The sequence below is a fragment of the Achromobacter sp. Marseille-Q0513 genome (assembly GCF_018195695.1).
GTDB lineage: Bacteria > Pseudomonadota > Gammaproteobacteria > Burkholderiales > Burkholderiaceae_B > Achromobacter.
In genome coordinates this window covers 1-17,925 of record NZ_JAGTJY010000031.1, presented here as the reverse complement: position 1 = coordinate 17,925, position 17,925 = coordinate 1, and the positions used below count along the sequence as shown (strand labels likewise).

At 66.8% G+C, this 17,925-nt stretch carries 19 protein-coding genes and 2 tRNA genes; 15 read left to right on the top strand and 6 right to left on the bottom strand.

Annotated elements, in window-relative coordinates:
- Positions 1–223: 223 nt before the first annotated feature.
- Positions 224–1,147 carry a carbon-nitrogen hydrolase family protein gene (locus KDH83_RS09365; protein WP_212314731.1) on the bottom strand — a complete coding sequence of 308 codons (924 nt, stop codon included), beginning with the start codon at positions 1,145–1,147 and terminating at the stop codon, positions 224–226.
- Between the two features lie 83 nt (positions 1,148–1,230).
- On the opposite strand from KDH83_RS09365, the gene KDH83_RS09360 reads away from it, so the two are divergent.
- Both KDH83_RS09360 and KDH83_RS09355 read left to right on the top strand, forming a co-directional pair.
- Positions 1,231–2,211 carry a LysR substrate-binding domain-containing protein gene (locus KDH83_RS09360; RefSeq protein WP_212314729.1) on the top strand — a complete coding sequence of 327 codons (981 nt, stop codon included), beginning with the start codon at positions 1,231–1,233 and terminating at the stop codon, positions 2,209–2,211.
- Between the two features lie 246 nt (positions 2,212–2,457).
- On the top strand, positions 2,458–3,105 hold the full coding sequence (locus KDH83_RS09355; RefSeq protein ID WP_212314727.1) for a response regulator transcription factor: 648 nt from the start codon (positions 2,458–2,460) through the stop codon (positions 3,103–3,105).
- On the opposite strand, the gene KDH83_RS09350 is transcribed toward KDH83_RS09355, so the two are convergent.
- Complete coding sequence (locus tag KDH83_RS09350) at positions 3,072–4,328, bottom strand: EAL domain-containing response regulator (RefSeq protein ID WP_212314719.1); 1,257 nt, start codon at positions 4,326–4,328, stop codon at positions 3,072–3,074. The two genes, KDH83_RS09355 and KDH83_RS09350, sit on opposite strands and share 34 nt — an antisense overlap.
- 537 nt (positions 4,329–4,865) lie before the next feature.
- Between KDH83_RS09350 and KDH83_RS09345 the strand changes: the two genes are divergently transcribed.
- On the top strand, positions 4,866–5,543 hold the full coding sequence (locus KDH83_RS09345) for a response regulator transcription factor (RefSeq protein WP_212314717.1): 678 nt from the start codon (positions 4,866–4,868) through the stop codon (positions 5,541–5,543).
- 53 nt (positions 5,544–5,596) lie between these two features.
- Positions 5,597–6,376, top strand: a complete 780-nt coding sequence (locus KDH83_RS09340) for a winged helix-turn-helix domain-containing protein (RefSeq protein WP_212314709.1) — start codon at positions 5,597–5,599, stop codon at positions 6,374–6,376.
- Positions 6,377–6,395: 19 nt separating this feature from the next.
- Here KDH83_RS09340 and KDH83_RS09335 read toward each other — a convergent pair whose 3' ends face one another.
- Together KDH83_RS09335 and KDH83_RS09330 are read right to left on the bottom strand one after the other, a co-directional pair.
- Positions 6,396–7,397, bottom strand: a complete 1,002-nt coding sequence (locus tag KDH83_RS09335; protein WP_212314707.1) for a LysR substrate-binding domain-containing protein — start codon at positions 7,395–7,397, stop codon at positions 6,396–6,398.
- A gap of 106 nt (positions 7,398–7,503) precedes the next feature.
- Positions 7,504–8,409, bottom strand: coding sequence for a LysR substrate-binding domain-containing protein (locus tag KDH83_RS09330; protein WP_212314705.1), 906 nt, complete (start codon positions 8,407–8,409; stop codon positions 7,504–7,506).
- Positions 8,410–8,778: 369 nt separating this feature from the next.
- Here KDH83_RS09330 and KDH83_RS09325 point away from each other — a divergent pair, with 369 nt between their 5' ends.
- The gene (locus tag KDH83_RS09325; protein WP_212314703.1) at positions 8,779–9,504 is read left to right on the top strand and encodes a response regulator transcription factor; all 726 of its coding nucleotides are present in this window, start codon (positions 8,779–8,781) and stop codon (positions 9,502–9,504) included.
- A 39-nt stretch (positions 9,505–9,543) separates the two neighbouring features.
- Positions 9,544–9,921, top strand: a complete 378-nt coding sequence (locus KDH83_RS09320) for a hypothetical protein (protein ID WP_212314701.1) — start codon at positions 9,544–9,546, stop codon at positions 9,919–9,921.
- Here KDH83_RS09320 and KDH83_RS09315 read toward each other — a convergent pair.
- Together KDH83_RS09315 and KDH83_RS09310 are read right to left on the bottom strand one after the other, a co-directional pair.
- Positions 9,909–10,238 (bottom strand): hypothetical protein, encoded by a 330-nt coding sequence (locus tag KDH83_RS09315; RefSeq protein WP_212314699.1) that lies wholly within the window; start codon positions 10,236–10,238, stop codon positions 9,909–9,911. The two genes, KDH83_RS09320 and KDH83_RS09315, sit on opposite strands and share 13 nt — an antisense overlap.
- Before the next feature lie 14 nt (positions 10,239–10,252).
- Positions 10,253–10,342 (bottom strand) — tRNA-Ser (locus KDH83_RS09310).
- Between the two features lie 104 nt (positions 10,343–10,446).
- Here KDH83_RS09310 and KDH83_RS09305 point away from each other — a divergent pair.
- The 9 genes from KDH83_RS09305 to KDH83_RS09265 all read left to right on the top strand — a co-directional run.
- Positions 10,447–11,424: an NAD(P)H-quinone oxidoreductase gene (locus KDH83_RS09305; protein WP_212314697.1), complete on the top strand. Its 978-nt coding sequence runs from the start codon at positions 10,447–10,449 to the stop codon at positions 11,422–11,424.
- 245 nt (positions 11,425–11,669) lie between these two features.
- Positions 11,670–12,416, top strand: a complete 747-nt coding sequence (gene tpiA / locus KDH83_RS09300; protein ID WP_212314695.1) for a triose-phosphate isomerase — start codon at positions 11,670–11,672, stop codon at positions 12,414–12,416.
- A 23-nt stretch (positions 12,417–12,439) separates the two neighbouring features.
- A complete protein-coding gene (secG, locus tag KDH83_RS09295) occupies positions 12,440–12,919 on the top strand; it encodes a preprotein translocase subunit SecG (protein ID WP_212314693.1) in 480 nt (159 codons plus the stop codon).
- A 250-nt stretch (positions 12,920–13,169) separates the two neighbouring features.
- Positions 13,170–13,254 (top strand) — tRNA-Leu (locus KDH83_RS09290).
- Positions 13,255–13,807: 553 nt separating this feature from the next.
- The gene (locus KDH83_RS09285; protein ID WP_212314691.1) at positions 13,808–14,509 is read left to right on the top strand and encodes a hypothetical protein; all 702 of its coding nucleotides are present in this window, start codon (positions 13,808–13,810) and stop codon (positions 14,507–14,509) included.
- Between the two features lie 507 nt (positions 14,510–15,016).
- Complete coding sequence (locus tag KDH83_RS09280) at positions 15,017–15,706, top strand: TonB C-terminal domain-containing protein (RefSeq protein WP_212314688.1); 690 nt, start codon at positions 15,017–15,019, stop codon at positions 15,704–15,706.
- Positions 15,707–15,711: 5 nt separating this feature from the next.
- A complete protein-coding gene (locus KDH83_RS09275; protein ID WP_212314687.1) occupies positions 15,712–16,260 on the top strand; it encodes an RNA polymerase sigma factor in 549 nt (182 codons plus the stop codon).
- A 16-nt stretch (positions 16,261–16,276) separates the two neighbouring features.
- Positions 16,277–17,242, top strand: a complete 966-nt coding sequence (locus KDH83_RS09270) for a FecR domain-containing protein (protein WP_212314686.1) — start codon at positions 16,277–16,279, stop codon at positions 17,240–17,242.
- A gap of 163 nt (positions 17,243–17,405) precedes the next feature.
- Positions 17,406–17,925, top strand: a 520-nt coding sequence (locus tag KDH83_RS09265) for a hypothetical protein (RefSeq protein ID WP_212314685.1), incomplete at its 3' end; no start/stop codon positions are given.

Here is a 17,925-nt window from a genome sequence, read left to right as displayed (position 1 = left end):
GCGCGGAACGGGTCCAGGGCCTTCGCCGAGTTTGACGGGCTACACCTTCGGGGTTTCCCCCGGAGGGCTCAAATTGTCTTAAGTCCCTTGTGTCTACCAATTTCACCACTCGGGCGCGGCCGGCCTGACTGCGCCGGCGGCGGGACGCGCCCGCGAGGAGGCGTCCAGAGGGCGTGACTATACCATCACTACCGTGAGGGTCATGCCGCCCGCGCGAGGCGACTCAGGAGAGGAAGCGGACCGCTGGCCTGGCCCGTTCGTCCACCGTCAGGCTGAAAATGTCGGGCCGGGCATAGTGCCCGGACACATCGAAGTCGTAGCGCGCGCGGACCAGCTCGGCGGTGTCGATGCGGGCGGTCAGCAGGCCCGTCTGGCCATGCAGCGGGCCGGCCAGCACGTCGCCCAGCGGGCCGATGATGACCGAGCCGCCGTTGATCAGCGGACGCTGGCTGTCCCAGCCCGGCACGTCCTGGCCCAGCTCGGCGGGCGAGGGCTGCACCTGGCAGGCGCTGATCACGAAGCAGCGGCCTTCGTGGGCGATGTGGCGCATCGAGCATTGCCAGATATCGCGCTCGTCCACGGTGGGCGCGCACCAGATCTGCACGCCTTTCGCATACATGGCGGCGCGCAGCAGCGGCATGTGGTTTTCCCAGCAGATGGCGCCGCCGGCGCGGCCGGCCGGCGTGTCGACCACCGGCAGGGTGGAACCATCGCCCTGGCCCCAGATCAGGCGCTCGGTGCCCGTGGGCATCAGCTTGCGGTGCTTGGCAACCAGGCCGGCTGACGGGTCGAAGTACAGCGCCGTGCAATACAGCGTGCTGCCGCCGCGTTCGATCACGCCCACCACCAGGCTGGCGCCGGTGCGCTGCGACAGGCCCGCCAGCGCCTCGGTTTCCGGTCCCGGCACGTCGATGGCGTTGTCGTGGTAGCGCGCATAGGCCTCGCGGCCTTCGGGCAGGCGGTAGCCCAGCCGGGTGCCGAAGATCTCGCCCTTGGGATAGCCGCCCAGCAGCGCCTCGGGCATGACGACCAGCGCGGCGCCGGCGGCAATGATCTCGGCTTCGAAGGCGAGCACGCGTTCCAGCGTGCGGGTCTTGCCTTCTGGGGAGGAGCCGATCTGCAGGGCGGCGACGGTGCTGATGGTCATGGCGATTCCTGGAAAAGGGAAGAAGTGCCCGTCAGTCTCCCGCTCTGCCTAAAATCAATCAATCCTGTCTGCAGATAAATGATATGAAGAAAATTGATATCGCATCCACGGCCCCGCGCGTGACGGCGGGGGATCCGACGGACTGGAATCTGCCCGACCTGAATCTGCTCAAGGTGTTCGAGGCCATCTACGACGAAGGCGGCGCGGGGCGCGCCGCCTTGCGGCTGGGCGTGACGCAGTCCGCGGTCAGCGCGGCGCTGGGACGGCTGCGCGTGCTCTACGGCGATCCGCTGTTCACCCGCACCGGACGCGGGCTGGCCCCGAGCCTGCGGGGGCGCGAACTGCGGCCCGTGATCGGCGAGGCGCTGGACAAGTGCCGCCAGAGCCTGGCGCTGGCGCGGCCGGGCCGCGCGGGCGTGGCGGGCCGTTCGGTCACGCTGGGGCTGTCTGATGATTTCGAGATCGCGTTGGGGCGGGACATCATGGACCGCCTGGCCGTCGAGGCGCCGGGCTTGCGCGTGATCTTCAGGCAGGCGCACAGCCGGATGGCGGCGGACATGCTGATGGCGCGCGAGGCCGACCTGGTGATCGCGTCCGGAGGGCTGAGCGCGGCCGCCCTGCAGAAGGCGTTGGTGGGCCATGGCGGCTACGCCTGTCTGCTGGATCCCGCCAGCCTGCGGCGTGGCCAGAAAACGCTGTCGGTCGAGGAATTCGTGCGCCGTGAACACGTGCTGGTGTCGTCGGGCGGCTTCATCGGCGTGGTGGACGAAGTGCTGCACGGCATGGGCCTGAAGCGTCGCGTGCAGGCATCGACCACGCATTTCTCCGCGCTGGCCTTCCTGTTGCGCGGCGGCGCGGCGCTGGCCACGCTGCCCGAGCATGCCGCGCGCGGCCTGGGGCGGGCGGCGGGCCTGGCGCTGCTGCCGTGTCCGGTGGCCATGCCGGGTTATGCCATTGAACTGGGCGGGCGCGCCGACGCCTTGCGCGATCCCGCCGCGTCCGCGTTGCGGCGCTGCCTGCTGCCGCTGCTGGAGCAATACTCCTGGCGCGCGTTGTCCGTCTGAGTGCGGACGCGCGCCGGTCGCTCCGTTCGCATGGCCGGCGCGTCTTGTTGAACATGCGGATCGAAGATTGAACAATTGTCAAAGTTCAATCTTTGACCATACTCGCGCTCCTACACTGCGCCCCACGTCGGACAAGTTCCATGAATTGTCTTGTCCATGTAAGGTCTTGAGGGTCGCGCCAGCACAAGTGCTCCGCGGCCGTATCAAGTGGGCGCCTCGACGGCGTTTTATTCGTAGTGTCGGATCATGAGTCCACAAAGCGTAAGAGTCCTGGTCGCGGATGATCATCCCGCGGTCTGTGCCGGCGTGCGGCATGCGTTGGTCCAGTGTCCCAACATCAATGTCACCTGCGCGCCGCGCAGCGCGGGCGGCATGCAGCAGGCGCTCGACGCCGCGGCCTATGACGTGCTCGTATGCGAGTACGCGATGCTGGGCGGATTGAGCGGCAACGCGGCTCCCTGTCTGGAGGTGATCGGGCAGCGCTATCCGGGCCTGCGCATCGTCATCCTCACGCGGCTGGAAAACGCCGGCGTCGTGCACATGCTGTTGAGCCAGGGCGTGCAATGCATCGTCAGCAAGGTGGACGAACTGAGCCATCTGCTGCCGGCCATCCTGCGCGCGCGCGGCGACGGGCGCTATCTGTCGCCGCGCATCGAGGCGCTGGCGCAGGCCGCGGGCTACGGCCGGACGGGCCTGCTCGCGCTGACCTTGCGCGAGATGGAAGTGGTCCGCCTGTTCCTGGCCGGGCTGACGGTCAACGAGATCGCGCAGCGCCTGGACCGCAGCAAGAAGACCATCAGCACGCAGAAGGGCACCGCCATGCACAAGCTGGGCGTGCAGAGCGATATCGAGTTGTTGCGCTACGGCATAGAGACGGGCCTGGCCGACGCGTAGTCGCCGTCCCGCGAGGCGGGCGTGCTCTGCCAGGTACGCTGCGTGGTGGCATAGATTTCAAACGCTTCCAGCGTCATGGCCTTGCCATGCAGATAGCCCTGCGTGATCTGTCCGCCCAGGCTGGTCACGAGCTTCAGGTCGTCTTCGGATTCGATGCCTTCGACCACGACCGCGATGCCCAGCCCGCGCGCCATGCCTATCGTGCTGGACAGGATGCGTCGGGCGTGCGGATGATGGCGCGCCTGGCTGATCATATGGCGGTCGATCTTCAGCTCGTTGAACGGCACCCACAGCAGGCGGTCCAGCGATGAGCTGCCCGTGCCGAAGTCATCGATTGCGCAATTGAAGCCGCGCAGGCGCAACTGGGTCACAGCGCCGGTCAGCGCGGGAATGGCCGAGGCGTCGCCGTCCTCGATGATCTCGATCACCAGGCGGCTCGGCGTGGCGCCGGCCAGCCTGGCCTGCTGAGTCAGCTGTTGCGCCCATTCGACGGAGCTGGCAATGCCGGTGGGAATGTTGATGCTGATGCTCAGGTCCCGTATCCAGGCCAGCCGGATCTGGGCGACGAGCGCCTGCTCAATCATATGGTCGGTCAGTGGCCGCATCAGGCCAGCGCCTTCGAATGCCGGCAGGAAGACGGCCGGTTCCAACAGCGTGCCGTCGTCGTTGCGCCAGCGCGCCAGTATCTCTGCGCCGCGCAGGCGGCCGCTTTCCACGTGGTGCTGCGGCTGCAGGTGGCCTTCGATGCGGCAGGTGGCCAGCGCCAGCAGCAGGTCGTCTCGCGACAGCCTTGAAATGGCTGCTTGCGGTTTGCTGGCGAGCGCGGCGTCACGCTGCATGCGCAGCTCGCCTTGTAGCGTCGCGGCCACGGCGCGCACGCGGCTGGACTTCAGCGGTTTTTCCAGCGTGGCCAGGACGCGGATGCCGCGCGATTGGGCATAGGCTGCTGCGGCCTGAACCAGGCGGGCGGGATGCGCGCTGGTCAGGATGATGCCGCCGGTGCCGCCGTGCCGCGTCAATGCGTCGATCAATTGCAGGCCCGTCATGTCGGGCAGGTCGAGGTCGAGCACCACGATGTCCCAGCGCTGCTGGCGGATCTCGTCCAGCGCGATCCTGCCGTTGCGCGCGGCGATGACGTCCGCGCCGGTGGCCTTGCGCAGCACGCTTGCCAGGCCCACGCGATGCGTGTCGTATTCGTCGACGACGAGGATGGTATCAATCATGGTCTGCCTGCGCGGTAGGCGCTCTGGGAGTCGGAAGCATTCTTCCATCGTGCAACGCGCGCTTGAATCAGCCTGGTCCTACTCGCTTGCAAGAGAGATCCGCGCGCGCCGCGCATGCCTATGGCGACGCACAAAGGAAAGCTCTCCGCTTTGACTATTGTTCGAATTTCAACCGCTTGCGATCAGTAGTATTTCGACAGGTATGCGGCGCCAGCAACGGCTACAGGCTTGTGTTTTCGGGCCGGTTGGAGCCACTGCAAGGCTGGACAGCGAAGGCCGTGGCGCAATCTTCCGCCGGCAAGCGGCGTGATGGGCGCGGCGCGCGTTCTATGAAAGAAGGACCTATGTGGTCCTGGATTTGCAGGAAGGTATATGCATTGGAATCGCCATGCTGTTTTGGATCCTCTCGATGCGCGCGTGCGCGCCGGACAACGGGCTTCCTACCTGCCCGACACTCATGAAGAAGACGCTCCTTCCCCAAAACCTGACGACGCCGACGGAGCGCGGACGGCCGGGTCATCCCTGTATGTGGCGCTCGTGGGGCATGAGCATCAGCAGGCGGACCAACTGGCGCGCCTGTTGGCGCAGCAAGGCTTCCGGGTCGGCGTGTTCGATGCCTGGCCGGAGCGCGCCAGCGCCGGGGGCGTAGACCTCATCGTGCTGGACCTGGGCCAAGCCACGACAGGAGAGGGCGTGGACTTGGTCGCGCGCATACGGTCGCAGGTCAGGAACATGCCGCCCATCCTGGCCGTGACGGGGGAGCTGTCGGAATCCGAGTTGGCGGGCCTGTACGACGCCGGGGCCGACGACGTCATGTTCAAGCCCCTGCGTATCGCCGTGTTCGCGGCGCGCGTGCAGGCGCTGGCGCGGCGGGTCTATCCAAGCCAGGAGCTGCAGACGGACGTGCTGAAGGTCGGCGCCTATGTCATCGACGTGGCCGCGCGCCGGCTCCATCTCGATGCTCAGCCCATCAAGCTGTCGAGCCGCGAGTTCGATCTGGCCTTGTACCTGTTCCGCAACGTCGGCCGCCTGGTCAGCCGCGCGACGCTGGAGAAGGCGATCTGGGGCCGGGAGCTGGGCGTCGATTCCAAGACGGTGGACACACACATCTACCGCCTGCGGGTCAAGCTCAGGTTGCAACCGGAAAACGGCCTGCAGCTGGCCAGCGTGTATGCGCAGGGTTTTCGCCTGATCCAGGTGGTGACGCTGTCTTGAGCAAGCCGCGGCCCGTCCTGGATCGGGCCGTGCGAGATCGGATGAATCCAACCATGATGCGTGCCACTGCCGAAATATTCGTCATCTTCGAGGAGCCGGATGCCAGGACGCGCCAGGCTTTCCTGCTCAACAGCCTGGGCCTGCCATTCCAGGACGTGGATGTCGGCCCCGCGCCGCTGGCCGGCGAGTGGCGCCTGGGGCGCGGGGTCACGCACCTGATCCTGCCCGTGGGACTGAATTTCCTGCTTCTGCTGCGCCAGGTGCGCAGCAGCTTTCCGGATGCGACCGTGCTGGCGGTCGGCGAGTTCTCCGCCATCGATCGGCGCATCCACGCCTATATGGCGGGCGCGGACAATTGCCTGTCCGCGCAGGCTGGTCCGGAAGAACTGGCCGCGGTCCTGCAGGCGATCCGGCGCAAGGGCGGTGCAGACGCCAGGCGTGTCGACATGGCCCAGGCAGGCGCCGGAGCGCGGGCCGACGAGGACGTCGGCAGGCAGGGCGTCTGGGTGCTGTCCGATGGCGGCTGGATGCTGGCGGCCGCCGATGGCACGCGCATAGACCTGCGCAAGTCGGAGCGCACGCTGCTGCAATGGTTCGCGCACCACGAGGGGATGGAGGTGCGGCGCAATGAGACGATATCGGCCGCCGACGGCTCCAGCATCACCGGGCGGTCGATCGACGTGGTGATCAGCCGCCTGAAGCGCAGGGCTGAAATGCAGGGCGTCACGCTGCCGATCAGGAGCGTGCGGGGCAGGGGCTATGTGTTCGTCGGCACCCTGAGCGTGGGCAGGATCGAGCGTAGCCTGGCGGAAGGGCTGACGTTGAGACCTTGAGCGGTGCCGGGCCGGGATTTCAGAAGTCGTTCAGATCCTGCTGGGCGCGGCGCTGCAGCCATTGCGCGAACGCGTCCAGGATCGGGTCACCGCCGCGCGAGCGCAGCATGCAGAAGTAGTAGCCGCCGTGGGAGGGCACCGGATGCGGGAAGGGCAGGGCCACGCGCTGCGCCTTCAGGTCCGCGTCCAGCAGGCAGCGCGGCACGATGCCAACGCCGAAGTTGTCGGCAACGGCGTCGATGATGCCGGCGACCGTGCTGAAACCGGAATCCACCGAGAAGGATTGCACGCCGCCCTGCGTATCCAGCCAGATCCGCCAGTCGTCCGGTTGCTCCAGGTGATAGAGCAGCGGATGGCGCAACAGGTCTTCAGGCTTGTGGATCTGGGCCGCGATATCGGGATGGCAGATCGGCACGATGTGTTGTCCCGCCAGGTACGTGGCCACGACATGGCGGGGCCACGGATTGCCCTTGGCCGGCCGAGGCACGATCCAGCAATCCGTCTGGGTATCGAGGAAATCGTCGGCGGGCGCATGGGGCTGCAACACGATCCGCACATTTGGAACCTGCTTGTTGAACTCTGGCAGATTGGGGATCAGCCAGCGCGTGGCCAACGTCGATACGGAGCGCACCGTGAGCCGGCTGCGCGGCGAGGCCTGTGTATCGATCTCCATCATCGCGTCGCTGAGGACGCGCAGCGATGGCTCGACCCGCTCGAACAGCTGGCGTCCGGCTTCCGTCAGTGTGACGCCGCGGCCGCCGCGCAGGAACAGGATGATGCCCAGTCGTGACTCCAGGCGCCTGATGCTGCGGCTGACGCCGCCCTGCGTCATCTCCAGGCCGTCCGCGGCCGCGGTAATGCATCCGGAGCGCGCGACGGACACGAAGGCGTGCAATTCTGGCATGGGGGGAAGCTGCAGGCGCATGGCGTATTGCGTATGTCGGACGACGTCAGGCATGCGCCCTGTGCGTGCAGGCAATGCGCCTGCAGGAACCTGGACGGACGCCTGCGCGCCGGGCACGCGGCGGTTAAGGGCCTGGCCAGTGTAGGCGGGCTATTCGCGTTGAAATTCAAATTCTTCCGGCCATGAGAATGGCCGGGCCTGCCCGCACGTCCGAACCCTTGCTTCAGTCCTGTTCGAAGTCGGTGGCCGCGCATTCCAGCAGCCAGCTGCGGAATGCGTCGATGAGTGGATCGCCGTCGCGTGTCTTCGGCGTGCACAGGAAGTAGCCGCGTCGGCTCGAGATCGACATGCCGGCGGGGACCGCGACGCGGCCCGCTTGCTCATCCATCTGCACCAGGCAGCGCGGCGACAACACGACGCCGAAGTTGTTGGCCACCGCATCGATGGCGGCGGCCATGATGTTGAACTCGGAATCCAGCATCTTGGGGGCGGGCTGCCCGTAGGCCTCGCACCATTGTTGCCACAGCTCAGGCGCTTCCACGTGATATAGCAGCGGGTGGCGCAGCAGGTCCGCTGGCGATTGGATGCCGGGCAGGACCGAAGGATGGCAGACAGGCACGATCTCGCGGCCGATGATGTAGGTGCTGCGCAGATGCCGGGGCCATTGTCCGGTGGCCGATTTGCGCCAGTAGAGCCAGCAGTCCACGTCCTTTTCGAGGAAATCGTCGTCCAGCACGTTGGGCTGGATGATTACGCGCACGCCCGGCATGCGCGCATGGAATTGGGGCAGGCGTGGCACCAGCCAGCGCATGGACAGCGTGGAGACGGTGCGCAGGCGCAGCACGCCGCGTGGTGATGCATGGGCCTGGACGCTGGCGACCGCGTCCGCCAGCGTGCGCATGGCGGGCTCGATCTGTTCGTACAAGCGCTGGCCTGTCGGTGTCAGCGAAACGCCACGGCCGTTGCGCAGGAACAGGGGCATGCCCAGGCGGCTTTCAAGACGCTGCACACAGCGGCTGACGCCACCCTGCGTGACGAACAGGGTCTGCGCCGCGGCGGAAAAGCTGCCTGCCTGCGCGACGGCGAGGAAGGCATGGAGTTCGGGCATGGAGGGAAGCGGCAATCTCATGAAAGAAGCCCGAAAGGTATTCCGTCAGGTCATAGGTTGGGGCTGCATTGTCGATTGTTACGCGCGGAGACTCTGCTTAGATTAGTAACCGTTGTGTAGTTCAGATATTGAAAACGCGCGTATCTGCTTCGAATGCCTCGTACCGTCACTTTATGTCGTTTTGTTTCGAAGTGGGTGGGCGAGGGTCCGAGGTGGTGCCTGCAGGGGAGCCGGGCTTGTTCCGGGTCCCGGATATCGGGGGGGTTGAAGCAGCGGTTGAATATTTTTCAATTTATATCAAGTAACGCGGCTTTAGGCAGTACAGGGTTTATCCCGAATTGTGGATTAGGCGCACGGGCCGGTTGGCCATGCGGCGTATTGAGGTGAATCATGAAGATCGCAGTGTTGGGTGGCAAGCGCGAACAGGCCGAAGTGACGGCCATCTTGTTGAACGCGATGGGGCACGAGTGCTCCGTCCACGGACAGGGCGGCGTGTTCCTGCAGTCCGGGCAGGCAGAGGACTACGACTTTTTCGTCGTGGATGCGGGCCTGTCGACGGGGGGCATGGATCCGCTGCTGGTAGGCAAGGTCCGCGCGGCGGCGGGACGCGCCCAGCCCATCCTGCTGCTGGCGGAGGCGGCGGATCTGGAAAGCTGCGTGGCCTCCTCGTTGGACGACGGCGCGGATGATTGCATGAGCAAGCCGGTGCGCGCCGGCGAGCTGGCGGCCCGGGTAGGCGCGCTGCTGCGCCGGGCGTATCCCGATCAGGCGTTGCCGGCCGATCTGATCCGGGTCGGCGATTATGAAATCGATCCCGTGGGCCGGACCGCCATGTTGCGCGGCCAGCCGGTGAAGCTGTCGCGCCGCGAATTCGATCTGGGCCTGTACCTGTTCCGGCATATCGGCCGCCTGGTGCCGCGCATCGTGCTGGAAAAAGCCATCTGGGGCCGCTCGCTGGAATTCGACTCCAAGACGCTGGACACGCATGTCTACCGCCTGCGGGTGAAGCTGCAGTTGCAGCCTGAAAACGGGCTCCAGCTGAGCAGCGTCTACGCGCAGGGGTTCCGCCTGACGCCCGTGATGGCGCTCGCCGCCAGTCAGCAGGCCTATGCCTAGCGCATTGCCGACGTTCCCGAGGGCCGCGCCGTGGTGAGCATGAGCGAATTGACTGTGCTCGATCTGCTGATCCGGATCTGCGCCGAGGCCGAGGCGCAATCCGGCGGCGCGAGCGCGGCAGGTTCCGGCGCCGGGGGGAGCGCCGGGACCGGAGGGGGAGCGCCATCCTCAGCCTCGACCGAGGCGCGGGCCGCCTCCATGTGCGAGTCCTGCCTGAGCCTGCCGCTGGGCGTGGCGGTCAGCATGGAATCGCATCCGCGGCTGGGCCTCGTGGATTGCGTCGAGGTCGACGGCGATCCGGTCAACCGCTATGAGCACTATTGCTGCGTGTCATGCCAGACGCGCTGGATCCGCTATGTCGACCGCTGGGGCACGGACATGGGCTTTCGGCTGGGCGAGCAGTCCTACGACGTGTAGGGATAGACATTGCGCAGATAGCCCGCGCTGTCTGCGTCCGCGCAGGTAAGCTGCGCCGAGACCTCCTGGCCGTCCTGGGTCCAGTTCGCGGCCCAGCTGCGCACCCCCGGAAGGTTGGTGGCGGCCTCTCTTTTCTGGCCGCCGAAGTGCCGCTCCGCGTACGCGGACAGCGCGGCGACCGCCGCGTCGAACGGCAGCGCCGTGTCCAGCATCCACATCTCGTAGACCTTGCCCGATTCTTCGTCATGCTCGACGGCAAGCGCCCCGCGCGGCTCGAAGCCGTCGGGGAGCGGAAGGGAGGCTAGGGATAGGGCCATGCGCGGCATCGTGTTGGCGGAAGCGGTGGGATTCGAACCCACGAAGGGCGTAAACCCTTGCCGGTTTTCAAGACCGGTGCCTTCAACCGCTCGGCCACGCTTCCTGGTGTCGGGACGGCGCCGATCGCCAGGCAAACGTTTTGCCGGCGATGGCTTGCATGCCATCCGAAGGGCGCAATAATAATCCATTTGCTACCCAGGAGGCATGATGAAGGCTGTTGAAATCTCCCGCCCCGGCGGTCCGGACGTGCTGGTGCCGGTGGAACGACCCATGCCGGAGCCCGGTCCGGGCGAGGTGCTGATCAAGGTCAGCGCGGCCGGCATCAACCGTCCCGATGTGTTCCAGCGCAAGGGCGCCTATCCGCCGCCGCGCGGCGCGTCGGACCTGCCCGGCCTGGAAGTGGCCGGCGAAATCGTGTCCGGCGACGCGGCCGCCGGCGGCCTGGCGATCGGCGACAAGGTCTGCGCGCTGGTCGCGGGCGGCGGCTATGCCGAGTACTGCGTCGCGCCCGCCGCGCAGTGCCTGCCGATTCCGCGCGGCCTGTCCGATGTCGAAGCCGCCGGCCTGCCCGAAACCTATTTCACCGTCTGGAGCAACGTGTTCGACCGCGGCCGCCTGGCCGAGGGCGAGGCGCTGCTGGTCCATGGCGGCGCCAGCGGCATCGGCACCACGGCCATCCAGCTGGCCCGCGCGATGGGCAACCCGGTCTACGCCACCGTCGGCAGCGACGAGCGCGCCCGCGCCGTGGAAGCGCTGGGCGCCGCGCGCGGCATCAACTACAAGACCCAGGACTTCGTGAAGGAAGTGCTGGACGCCACTGGCGGACGCGGCGTGGACGTGGTCCTGGACATGGTGGCGGGCGACTACATCGGCCGCGACATCCAGTGCCTGGCCGACGATGGCCGCATCGTCATCATCGCCCAGTTGGGCGGCGCGCATGCCAATGTGGATACGGCGCAGGTCATGCGCCGCCGGCTCACCATCACCGGCTCCACGTTGCGCCCGCGCCCCGTGGCCTTCAAGGGCGCCATCGCCCGTTCGCTGCGCGAGCGTGCATGGCCGTTGCTGGAGCAGGGCGCGATCAAGCCGATCGTCCACGCCACCTTCCCGCTGGCCCAGGCCGCCCAGGCCCACGCCATGATGGAAAGCGGCGAGAACATCGGCAAGATCATCCTGACCGTATAGGGAAACGCGGGTGCGCCGGCACGCCGGCGCACAACAGGATACAATCGCAGGTTTCGCCTGGAATTTTTTCCAGGCAGACCCGTGGGCGAATGTTTCATGGGCCGCAGCCTTCTGTCGTCGGCGCACTTCTGGTGCCGCCCACGCGACAGGGCCGCGCGGTCCGGAGGCACCCGTCCGGCGGCGGCCAGGCCTCGCGGCTGGCCGGCGACCGGCCTCCCGGGCTCACCCTTTCTGACCTTTGCGCCATGACTTCAGTCGAAAACCGCGCCCGCCTCGTGCTGGGCAACTGGAAGATGAACGGCAACCTGGCCGAGAACGCCGCGCTGCTGACCGAGCTGCGCGCCGTGGATGCCGCCAGCCATTGCCAGATCGGCGTCTGCGTGCCGTTCCCGTACCTGGCCCAGGCCGCTTCCGCCCTGACCGGCAGCAGCGTCAGCTGGGGGGCGCAGGATGTCAGCGCTCAGGAAAAGGGCGCCTACACGGGCGAAGTCTCCGGCGCCATGCTGAAGGAATTCGGCTGCCGCTGGGCCCTGGCCGGCCACTCCGAGCGTCGCGTGCTGCACGGCGAGACCGACCAGATCGTGGCGGACAAGGCGCGCGCCGCGCTGGCCGCCGGCCTGACCCCCGTGGTCTGCGTGGGCGAGTCGCTGGCCGATCGCGACGCCGGTAACACGCTGGCCGTCATCGAGCGCCAGCTCAAGCCCGTGCTGGCCCTGGGCGCCGAGGCCGTGTCGCGCATGGTCCTGGCCTATGAGCCGGTCTGGGCCATCGGCACCGGCCGCAGCGCCAGCCCCGAGCAGGCCCAGGAAGTCCACGGCGCCATCCGCGCCGCCCTGCGCGCGCTGGGCGCGGCCCAGGTGCAAGTGCTGTACGGCGGCAGCGTCAAGGCGGCCAATGCCGCCAGCCTGTTCGCCATGGCCGACATCGACGGCGCCCTGGTCGGCGGCGCGTCGCTCGTGGCCGATGAATTCCTGCGCATCGCCGCCATCTAAAAGTTTCCGTTCCGGAGTCTGTAATGCCCCTGATTCTCAAAGTTCTGCTGGCCGTCCAAGTGATCTCGGCGCTGGCCATCATCATCCTGGTCCTGTTGCAGCAAGGCAAAGGCGCCGACATGGGTTCGGCGTTCGGCAGCGGCTCGGCCGGCAGCCTGTTCGGCGCCACCGGCGCGGCCAACTTCCTGTCGCGCATGACCAAATGGTCCGCCGTCGTGTTCTTCGCCACCACCGCTGGCCTGGCTTATGTCAGCCACAAGGGCTCCTCCTCGGTCCTGGACACCAGCGTGATGCAAAACTTCCCGGCCGACCGTTCCGTGCCCCAGGTGCCGGGCGGCGCATCGGTTCCCGGCGGCTCGTCCGTCCCGGGCGCGTCCTCGGTTCCGGGCGCTTCGTCGGTGCCCGGCGCGGCTTCCGCCCCGGCCAAGCCCGACGCCTCGGTGCCCTCGGTTCCGGCGGCTCCCGCCTCGGGCGACAAGCCGGCGGAAACGCCCGCCAAGTAAGGCATCCGCTTGCGGCCGGCCCCTGCGCGCAGGGGCCGGCTGTGGCAACGCAGCGAGAAGCCGGCGTCAGCCGGCTTTTTGCTGGGAGGGCGCCAGGCACGCTGGGCCTTGATCAGCATGAGCTGATTACGTGATTTCATGCTAGAATGCTCGACTTTCTGGCCTTGCCTTCATGACAGGCGCCAGGATGGCATGCGAATAGCAAGCGCCAGCCTTCGGGCTTGGGGCAACGAGCAAGACGCATGACCCTGCCGACGTGGTGAAATTGGTAGACACGCTATCTTGAGGGGGTAGTGGCGAAAGCTGTGCGAGTTCGAGTCTCGCCGTCGGCACCAATTCAATGCTTCAGGTTCACCTGGACATGCAAGACAAGACCCGCGATTCTTCTTGAAGAACGCGGGTTTTTTGTCGTTTGTTCGCTAGGAATATGTGTCGAGCGTCTACGTAGACATGGAATTCTGATGCACGGGCCGTCTGCTTGGGGGCGTACGACAGTACTTCAATTCTGGATCATATGCTGCCGGTATTGTGCCGGGTCTGGTGACGTGAATGGTTACGCCAGCTCTCAATGTCAATCCGTCCTGGGTGGCCTTGATGGTGTCTGGAAAGAGTCCTGGGTGCTGGTGAGATGGCTCGGTACAGGTGCAAATCTCAAAATGCATGACCTATGGATCAGACTGATCTGCGAGCACATGTGTGGCCCTATATTTTGAGAACGGCGAACGATAGGATGTGTTTCTAGACACATGGTCCGATAAACACATGGTTGGGCTTTGGGGTCGTACGGAATGACGACGAACATTCCGGAGGGCGATCCTCGTTGGCTTGACCTTATGTCGTGTGTCGTCAACCCGCATTCTTGTGCATGTGTAGTTGGAACCACGCTCAATGCATTCGTCCACATATGCCGCTTTCGAGTGTTTCCTCAAGCAGTGCGGTACAGCGTTGCGCCGGATCGCGTCACATACTCGGGGTGAGTACACCGTTGAAGATGTCCAGGGTGCGGCATGGGTGCTGGCCGAGGAATTGAAGGCCTCGAAAAGCGTCGCGATTGCCTTTGAAGATCCGACCTATCAGCAGATGCTGATTCGCTTTCTCTACCAACAACTTGTTCGCTATACGGAAACGCAGGTGCGTCATGCGGTTCGATTGGATCATTGGCATCATGGCGACGATCCTGGGCATGACCAGCATCCATTGATGCGCAAGTTATCGGCCGATTCGGGCAGCGATCCTTTGGTCGCTATCTTGGCGCGAGAGAATGAGGATCTAGCGCTGCAGATAGATCCGTTGCCGCATGAGTCTAGAGCGGCGGCATATTTGCATCTGATGCGGCGTTTCGATAACAGGATGAGAGAGGTAGCGAAGCACCTGCTCATTTCGTTGTCTTACTGCTACTACCGATATAACGAAGCCAAATCCTTTGCCCGTTGTCAGACGCCGTTGTCGAGCGAGGGAATGTGGGTTCCTGACGAATTTCTTCCGCGCGGCTGGCGTTCATTTCGGGCTACGCGGCCGTGGAAGCAAATGGAATTGGATCTTGGAGATGTTGCGAATTTATGGGTAGAGAGCGCGTCGGGAGAGCATTGACGAGTCTGCTTTAGCCAAAGCGAGCTATCAACATGGGATAGCCCCAAAGAGCAGTAGGCGATCTTGAATTGCAATGCTCAGAGCGCGCCGGAGGAGCCTTTCTGTATCCTGCAGCGCGCTGGCCGCAGGCAATACACGGCGGGGCCTGAGCGCTGATTTTCTGGTGACGCGCATGTCCTGGCCCTACCTTCATAAGCTTCAGTTGCCCCGATGTCGCGTGGCTGGGCCGTGACGATTCGCGTGTCGCGCGGCATGTTCGGCAAGGTGTGCGCATACAGTGCGCATGTGTGCGCCGCTGCATGGGCGCGGGCACGCTACTCTGCGGTGCTTCTTCTTTCCTGACCGTCGCCATTGTCACGGCCGAGTCATCTCGCCGGGCTAGCCTGCTGGCCGGCGTTGCCTTGTCCGGCCGCGCCCTGGTCATTTCTCCCATCCCATGCCCGATTTCGCTCGATGAGTTGCATCCCGGCACCGCTCAGTGTGTTGGCACTGGCAGGCGCGTGTCTGATGTGCCCGGATACGCCCGCCCTGGCGAAGGACGCCGGCGAGCAGACATCCGCCGCCGCGCAGGCGGACCGCCTGGCCGGCGAGCGCCATGCCTATGCGCTGCCTGCGCAGCCGCTGGGCGACAGTCTGGAGGCGATCGGCCACGTGGCCGGCGTGGCGGTGCTGGTCGAGGAGCGCCATGCGCGCCGGCCGGCGCCCGCGCTGTCGGGCCGCTACACCGTGCTGGAAGCGCTGCGCCTGTTGCTGGACGGCTCCGGCCTGCGCATCCGCAAGACGGACGGCGAGGCGATCGTGGTCTACGAGCCCGCCGCGTCCGCGACGCCAGCGGCGCCCGTGGCGGCGGTGCTGGCCGCCGGCGACATTCCGGGGGCGCGCAGCGGCGCGGCGGATTTCAGCGCTTATATCGGGCGCGTGCAAAAGGCCTTGCTGCGCAGCTTGTGCGGTAATGCGGCCGCGCGGCCGGGCGCTTACCGGCTGGCGTTGCAGCTGCGCGTGGACGATAGCGGCCAGGTCAGCCGGCTGCGGCTGCTGGACACGACCGGCAGCGCGCGGGTCGACGCGGCCGTGACGCGCGTCGTGCAGGGCATGGACGTGGGCGCGCCGCCGCCCATGGGCATGCCGCAGCCTGTGTCGGTGCTGCTGCTGCCCGGCGGCGCCAACTGTCCGGCCGCGCGCCGGCCAGCGGGTTGAACGGCATGTCCATGTTCTCCGCCGCGCTGCTGCGCCTGCGCCTGATCGCGCGCTATCCGGAGTTGCGCCGCAGCCTGGAGCGCATCGTCGGTTCGCGCGACCAGGCGCAAGCCGCGCTGCACGAAACGTGGATCAAGCTGGACGCCGCAAGGCCCGCCAGCCCGGTGCTGAATCCAGATGCCTATCTGCTGCGCATGGCGGCGCGCATCGCCACCGACGACTGGCGCCGCAGCCGCGAGCTGCTGGACGACGACGAACGCGAGGCGCTGCTGCAGGTGGTGGATGAAACCGCCGATCCGCAGCGCGTGGTCGCCGCGAGGCTGGACGTGCAGGCGCTGGAAGAAGCGATGAATGAGCTGCCGCCGCGCCAGCGCGCGATCCTGGCCGCGGCGCGCGTGGATGGTTTGCTTAACGCCGAGATCGCAGAGCGTTTCCAGATCTCGGTGGCGATGGTGAAGAAAGAGCTGGCCGCCGCGATGCGCCACTGCCGGCTGCGGCTGGCGGACACGCAGGCGGTGGCCGATGGCGATATTGTGGGCCGGCGGAAATTCTGACACGATGCTTGGCGCCATGAACCCTTCCGACGATTCCGACCGCCTGCGGCGCGAAGCCGAGCAATGGTGGTTGCGCCTGCGCGACCGCGGGGCAACGCGCGGCGACGCCGAGGCCTTCAAGCTGTGGCGCGCCAGCAGCCCGTCGCACGCGCGCGCCTGGAACGAGGTGGCGCGTTTGTGGCAGGAGATGGATCCGGTGCTGAAGCAGGCCGCCAGCCGCGATCCCGGCCTGGCGCATCCGTCGGCGCGGCGCCCGGTCAATCCCGGCCGCCGCGCCTTCTTTGGCACCGCCGTGGCCGCGGGCGGCGCGGCGCTGGCCGTGTGGCCGCCCCTGTCGCTGTGGCCGTCGCTGCTGGACTACACCGCCGACTTTCGCACCGGCACCGCCGAACAGCGCAGCGTGGCGCTGTCGGAGGCGCTGACGGTGCAGATGAACACGCAGACGCGCATCAACCGCCGCGCGGCGATGGATGCGGGCAAGGCCATCGAACTGGTCGCTGGCGAGGCGCAGGTCGATGCCGCCGGCGGCGGCGAGGCCGTGACCGTCTACGCGGGCGCCGGCGCCACGCATGCGCGGCAGGCGCGCTTCAATCTGCGCTATACCGGCCCGCAGGTTTGCGTCACCTGCCTGCAAGGCAGCGTGGCGGTGGAGCAGGCCGGCCGCCGGCAGACGCTGGAGCCGGGCCAACAGCTGTATTACGACGAGTCCGGGCTGCGCGCGGCGGTCCCCGCCGACATGGCGATGGTCGAGGCCTGGCGCAGCGGCACGCTCAGTTTTTCCGGGCAGACGCTGGCCGAGGTGGTGGACGAGATCAACCGCTATCGTCCCGGCCGCGTGCTGCTGCGCAACGCGGAGCTGGCCGCGCGCCGCGTGCGCATGCGTTTCGCCATCACGCAGACCGACCTGGCCCTGCGCATGCTGCGCGATCTGTACGGCGCGCAGCTGACGCAGTTGCCGGGCGGCATCGTGCTGCTGAGCTGAACCAGCCGGACAGCGCCGTGCCGCTGTTACAAAATAGTCGATCCTTTCCGGTAGCCATTCCCGCGCCGAATCGCGTCATTGGAGTATGGGCCGCCGTAATGCGCGCAATTGCGCCTGCGGTTGGCCGATACCCATTTGGCTACTCGGATCAGGATTGCCCGCCATGACATCGCGTCCCAGCAAGTTCCCCGTGACCCGCTCGGTGGAGGCTGCCTCGAAGGCGGTCCGCCTCAAGCCCGTGCCGGCGGCGCTTGCCTTGCTGCTGGCCGCGGGCGGCATGGCGTCTGCGGCGCAAGCCGCGCCCGCCGCCTTCAGCCCCGGCTGGTTCGCGGCCAAGGGCGCGACGCAGGCGCAGACCCAGGCCAGCGGCCGGCTGCCCGATGGCAGCGTGGCGGGCATTCCGACGGCGGCGCGTCAGCAGACGCAATCGCGCCAGCAATTGCAGCAGTCGCTCACCAACCTGAATCGCACGGCGGCCGCGATCGCCGCGCAGCAGGCGGCGCAGGCGGCCGCGCGCCAGGCCGCGGGCAGTGCCGCCGCGACCGTGCCGGACGGCCTGGGCGCGGGCGGCCTGCAAGTGGACACGCAGGCGCTCACGCGCGGCTGGAGCAACGCCGAGGCGCCCAGATCCAGCACCGAGAACGGCCGCACGACGGTCACCATCAACCAGACCGCCGACCGCG

Excerpts from the sequence above, each read along its gene's own strand:
- KDH83_RS09365 (WP_212314731.1), bottom strand. The coding sequence starts at position 1,147 with ATGACCATCAGCACCGTCGCCGCCCTGCAGATCGGCTCCTCCCCAGAA.
- KDH83_RS09360 (WP_212314729.1), top strand. The coding sequence starts at position 1,231 with ATGAAGAAAATTGATATCGCATCCACGGCCCCGCGCGTGACGGCGGGG.
- KDH83_RS09355 (WP_212314727.1), top strand. The coding sequence starts at position 2,458 with ATGAGTCCACAAAGCGTAAGAGTCCTGGTCGCGGATGATCATCCCGCG.
- KDH83_RS09350 (WP_212314719.1), bottom strand. The coding sequence starts at position 4,328 with ATGATTGATACCATCCTCGTCGTCGACGAATACGACACGCATCGCGTG.
- KDH83_RS09340 (WP_212314709.1), top strand. The coding sequence starts at position 5,597 with ATGATGCGTGCCACTGCCGAAATATTCGTCATCTTCGAGGAGCCGGAT.
- KDH83_RS09330 (WP_212314705.1), bottom strand. The coding sequence starts at position 8,409 with ATGAGATTGCCGCTTCCCTCCATGCCCGAACTCCATGCCTTCCTCGCC.
- KDH83_RS09325 (WP_212314703.1), top strand. The coding sequence starts at position 8,779 with ATGAAGATCGCAGTGTTGGGTGGCAAGCGCGAACAGGCCGAAGTGACG.
- KDH83_RS09320 (WP_212314701.1), top strand. The coding sequence starts at position 9,544 with ATGAGCGAATTGACTGTGCTCGATCTGCTGATCCGGATCTGCGCCGAG.
- KDH83_RS09315 (WP_212314699.1), bottom strand. The coding sequence starts at position 10,238 with ATGGCCCTATCCCTAGCCTCCCTTCCGCTCCCCGACGGCTTCGAGCCG.
- KDH83_RS09305 (WP_212314697.1), top strand. The coding sequence starts at position 10,447 with ATGAAGGCTGTTGAAATCTCCCGCCCCGGCGGTCCGGACGTGCTGGTG.
- tpiA (WP_212314695.1), top strand. The coding sequence starts at position 11,670 with ATGACTTCAGTCGAAAACCGCGCCCGCCTCGTGCTGGGCAACTGGAAG.
- secG (WP_212314693.1), top strand. The coding sequence starts at position 12,440 with ATGCCCCTGATTCTCAAAGTTCTGCTGGCCGTCCAAGTGATCTCGGCG.
- KDH83_RS09285 (WP_212314691.1), top strand. The coding sequence starts at position 13,808 with ATGCATTCGTCCACATATGCCGCTTTCGAGTGTTTCCTCAAGCAGTGC.
- KDH83_RS09280 (WP_212314688.1), top strand. The coding sequence starts at position 15,017 with ATGTGCCCGGATACGCCCGCCCTGGCGAAGGACGCCGGCGAGCAGACA.
- KDH83_RS09275 (WP_212314687.1), top strand. The coding sequence starts at position 15,712 with ATGTCCATGTTCTCCGCCGCGCTGCTGCGCCTGCGCCTGATCGCGCGC.
- KDH83_RS09270 (WP_212314686.1), top strand. The coding sequence starts at position 16,277 with ATGAACCCTTCCGACGATTCCGACCGCCTGCGGCGCGAAGCCGAGCAA.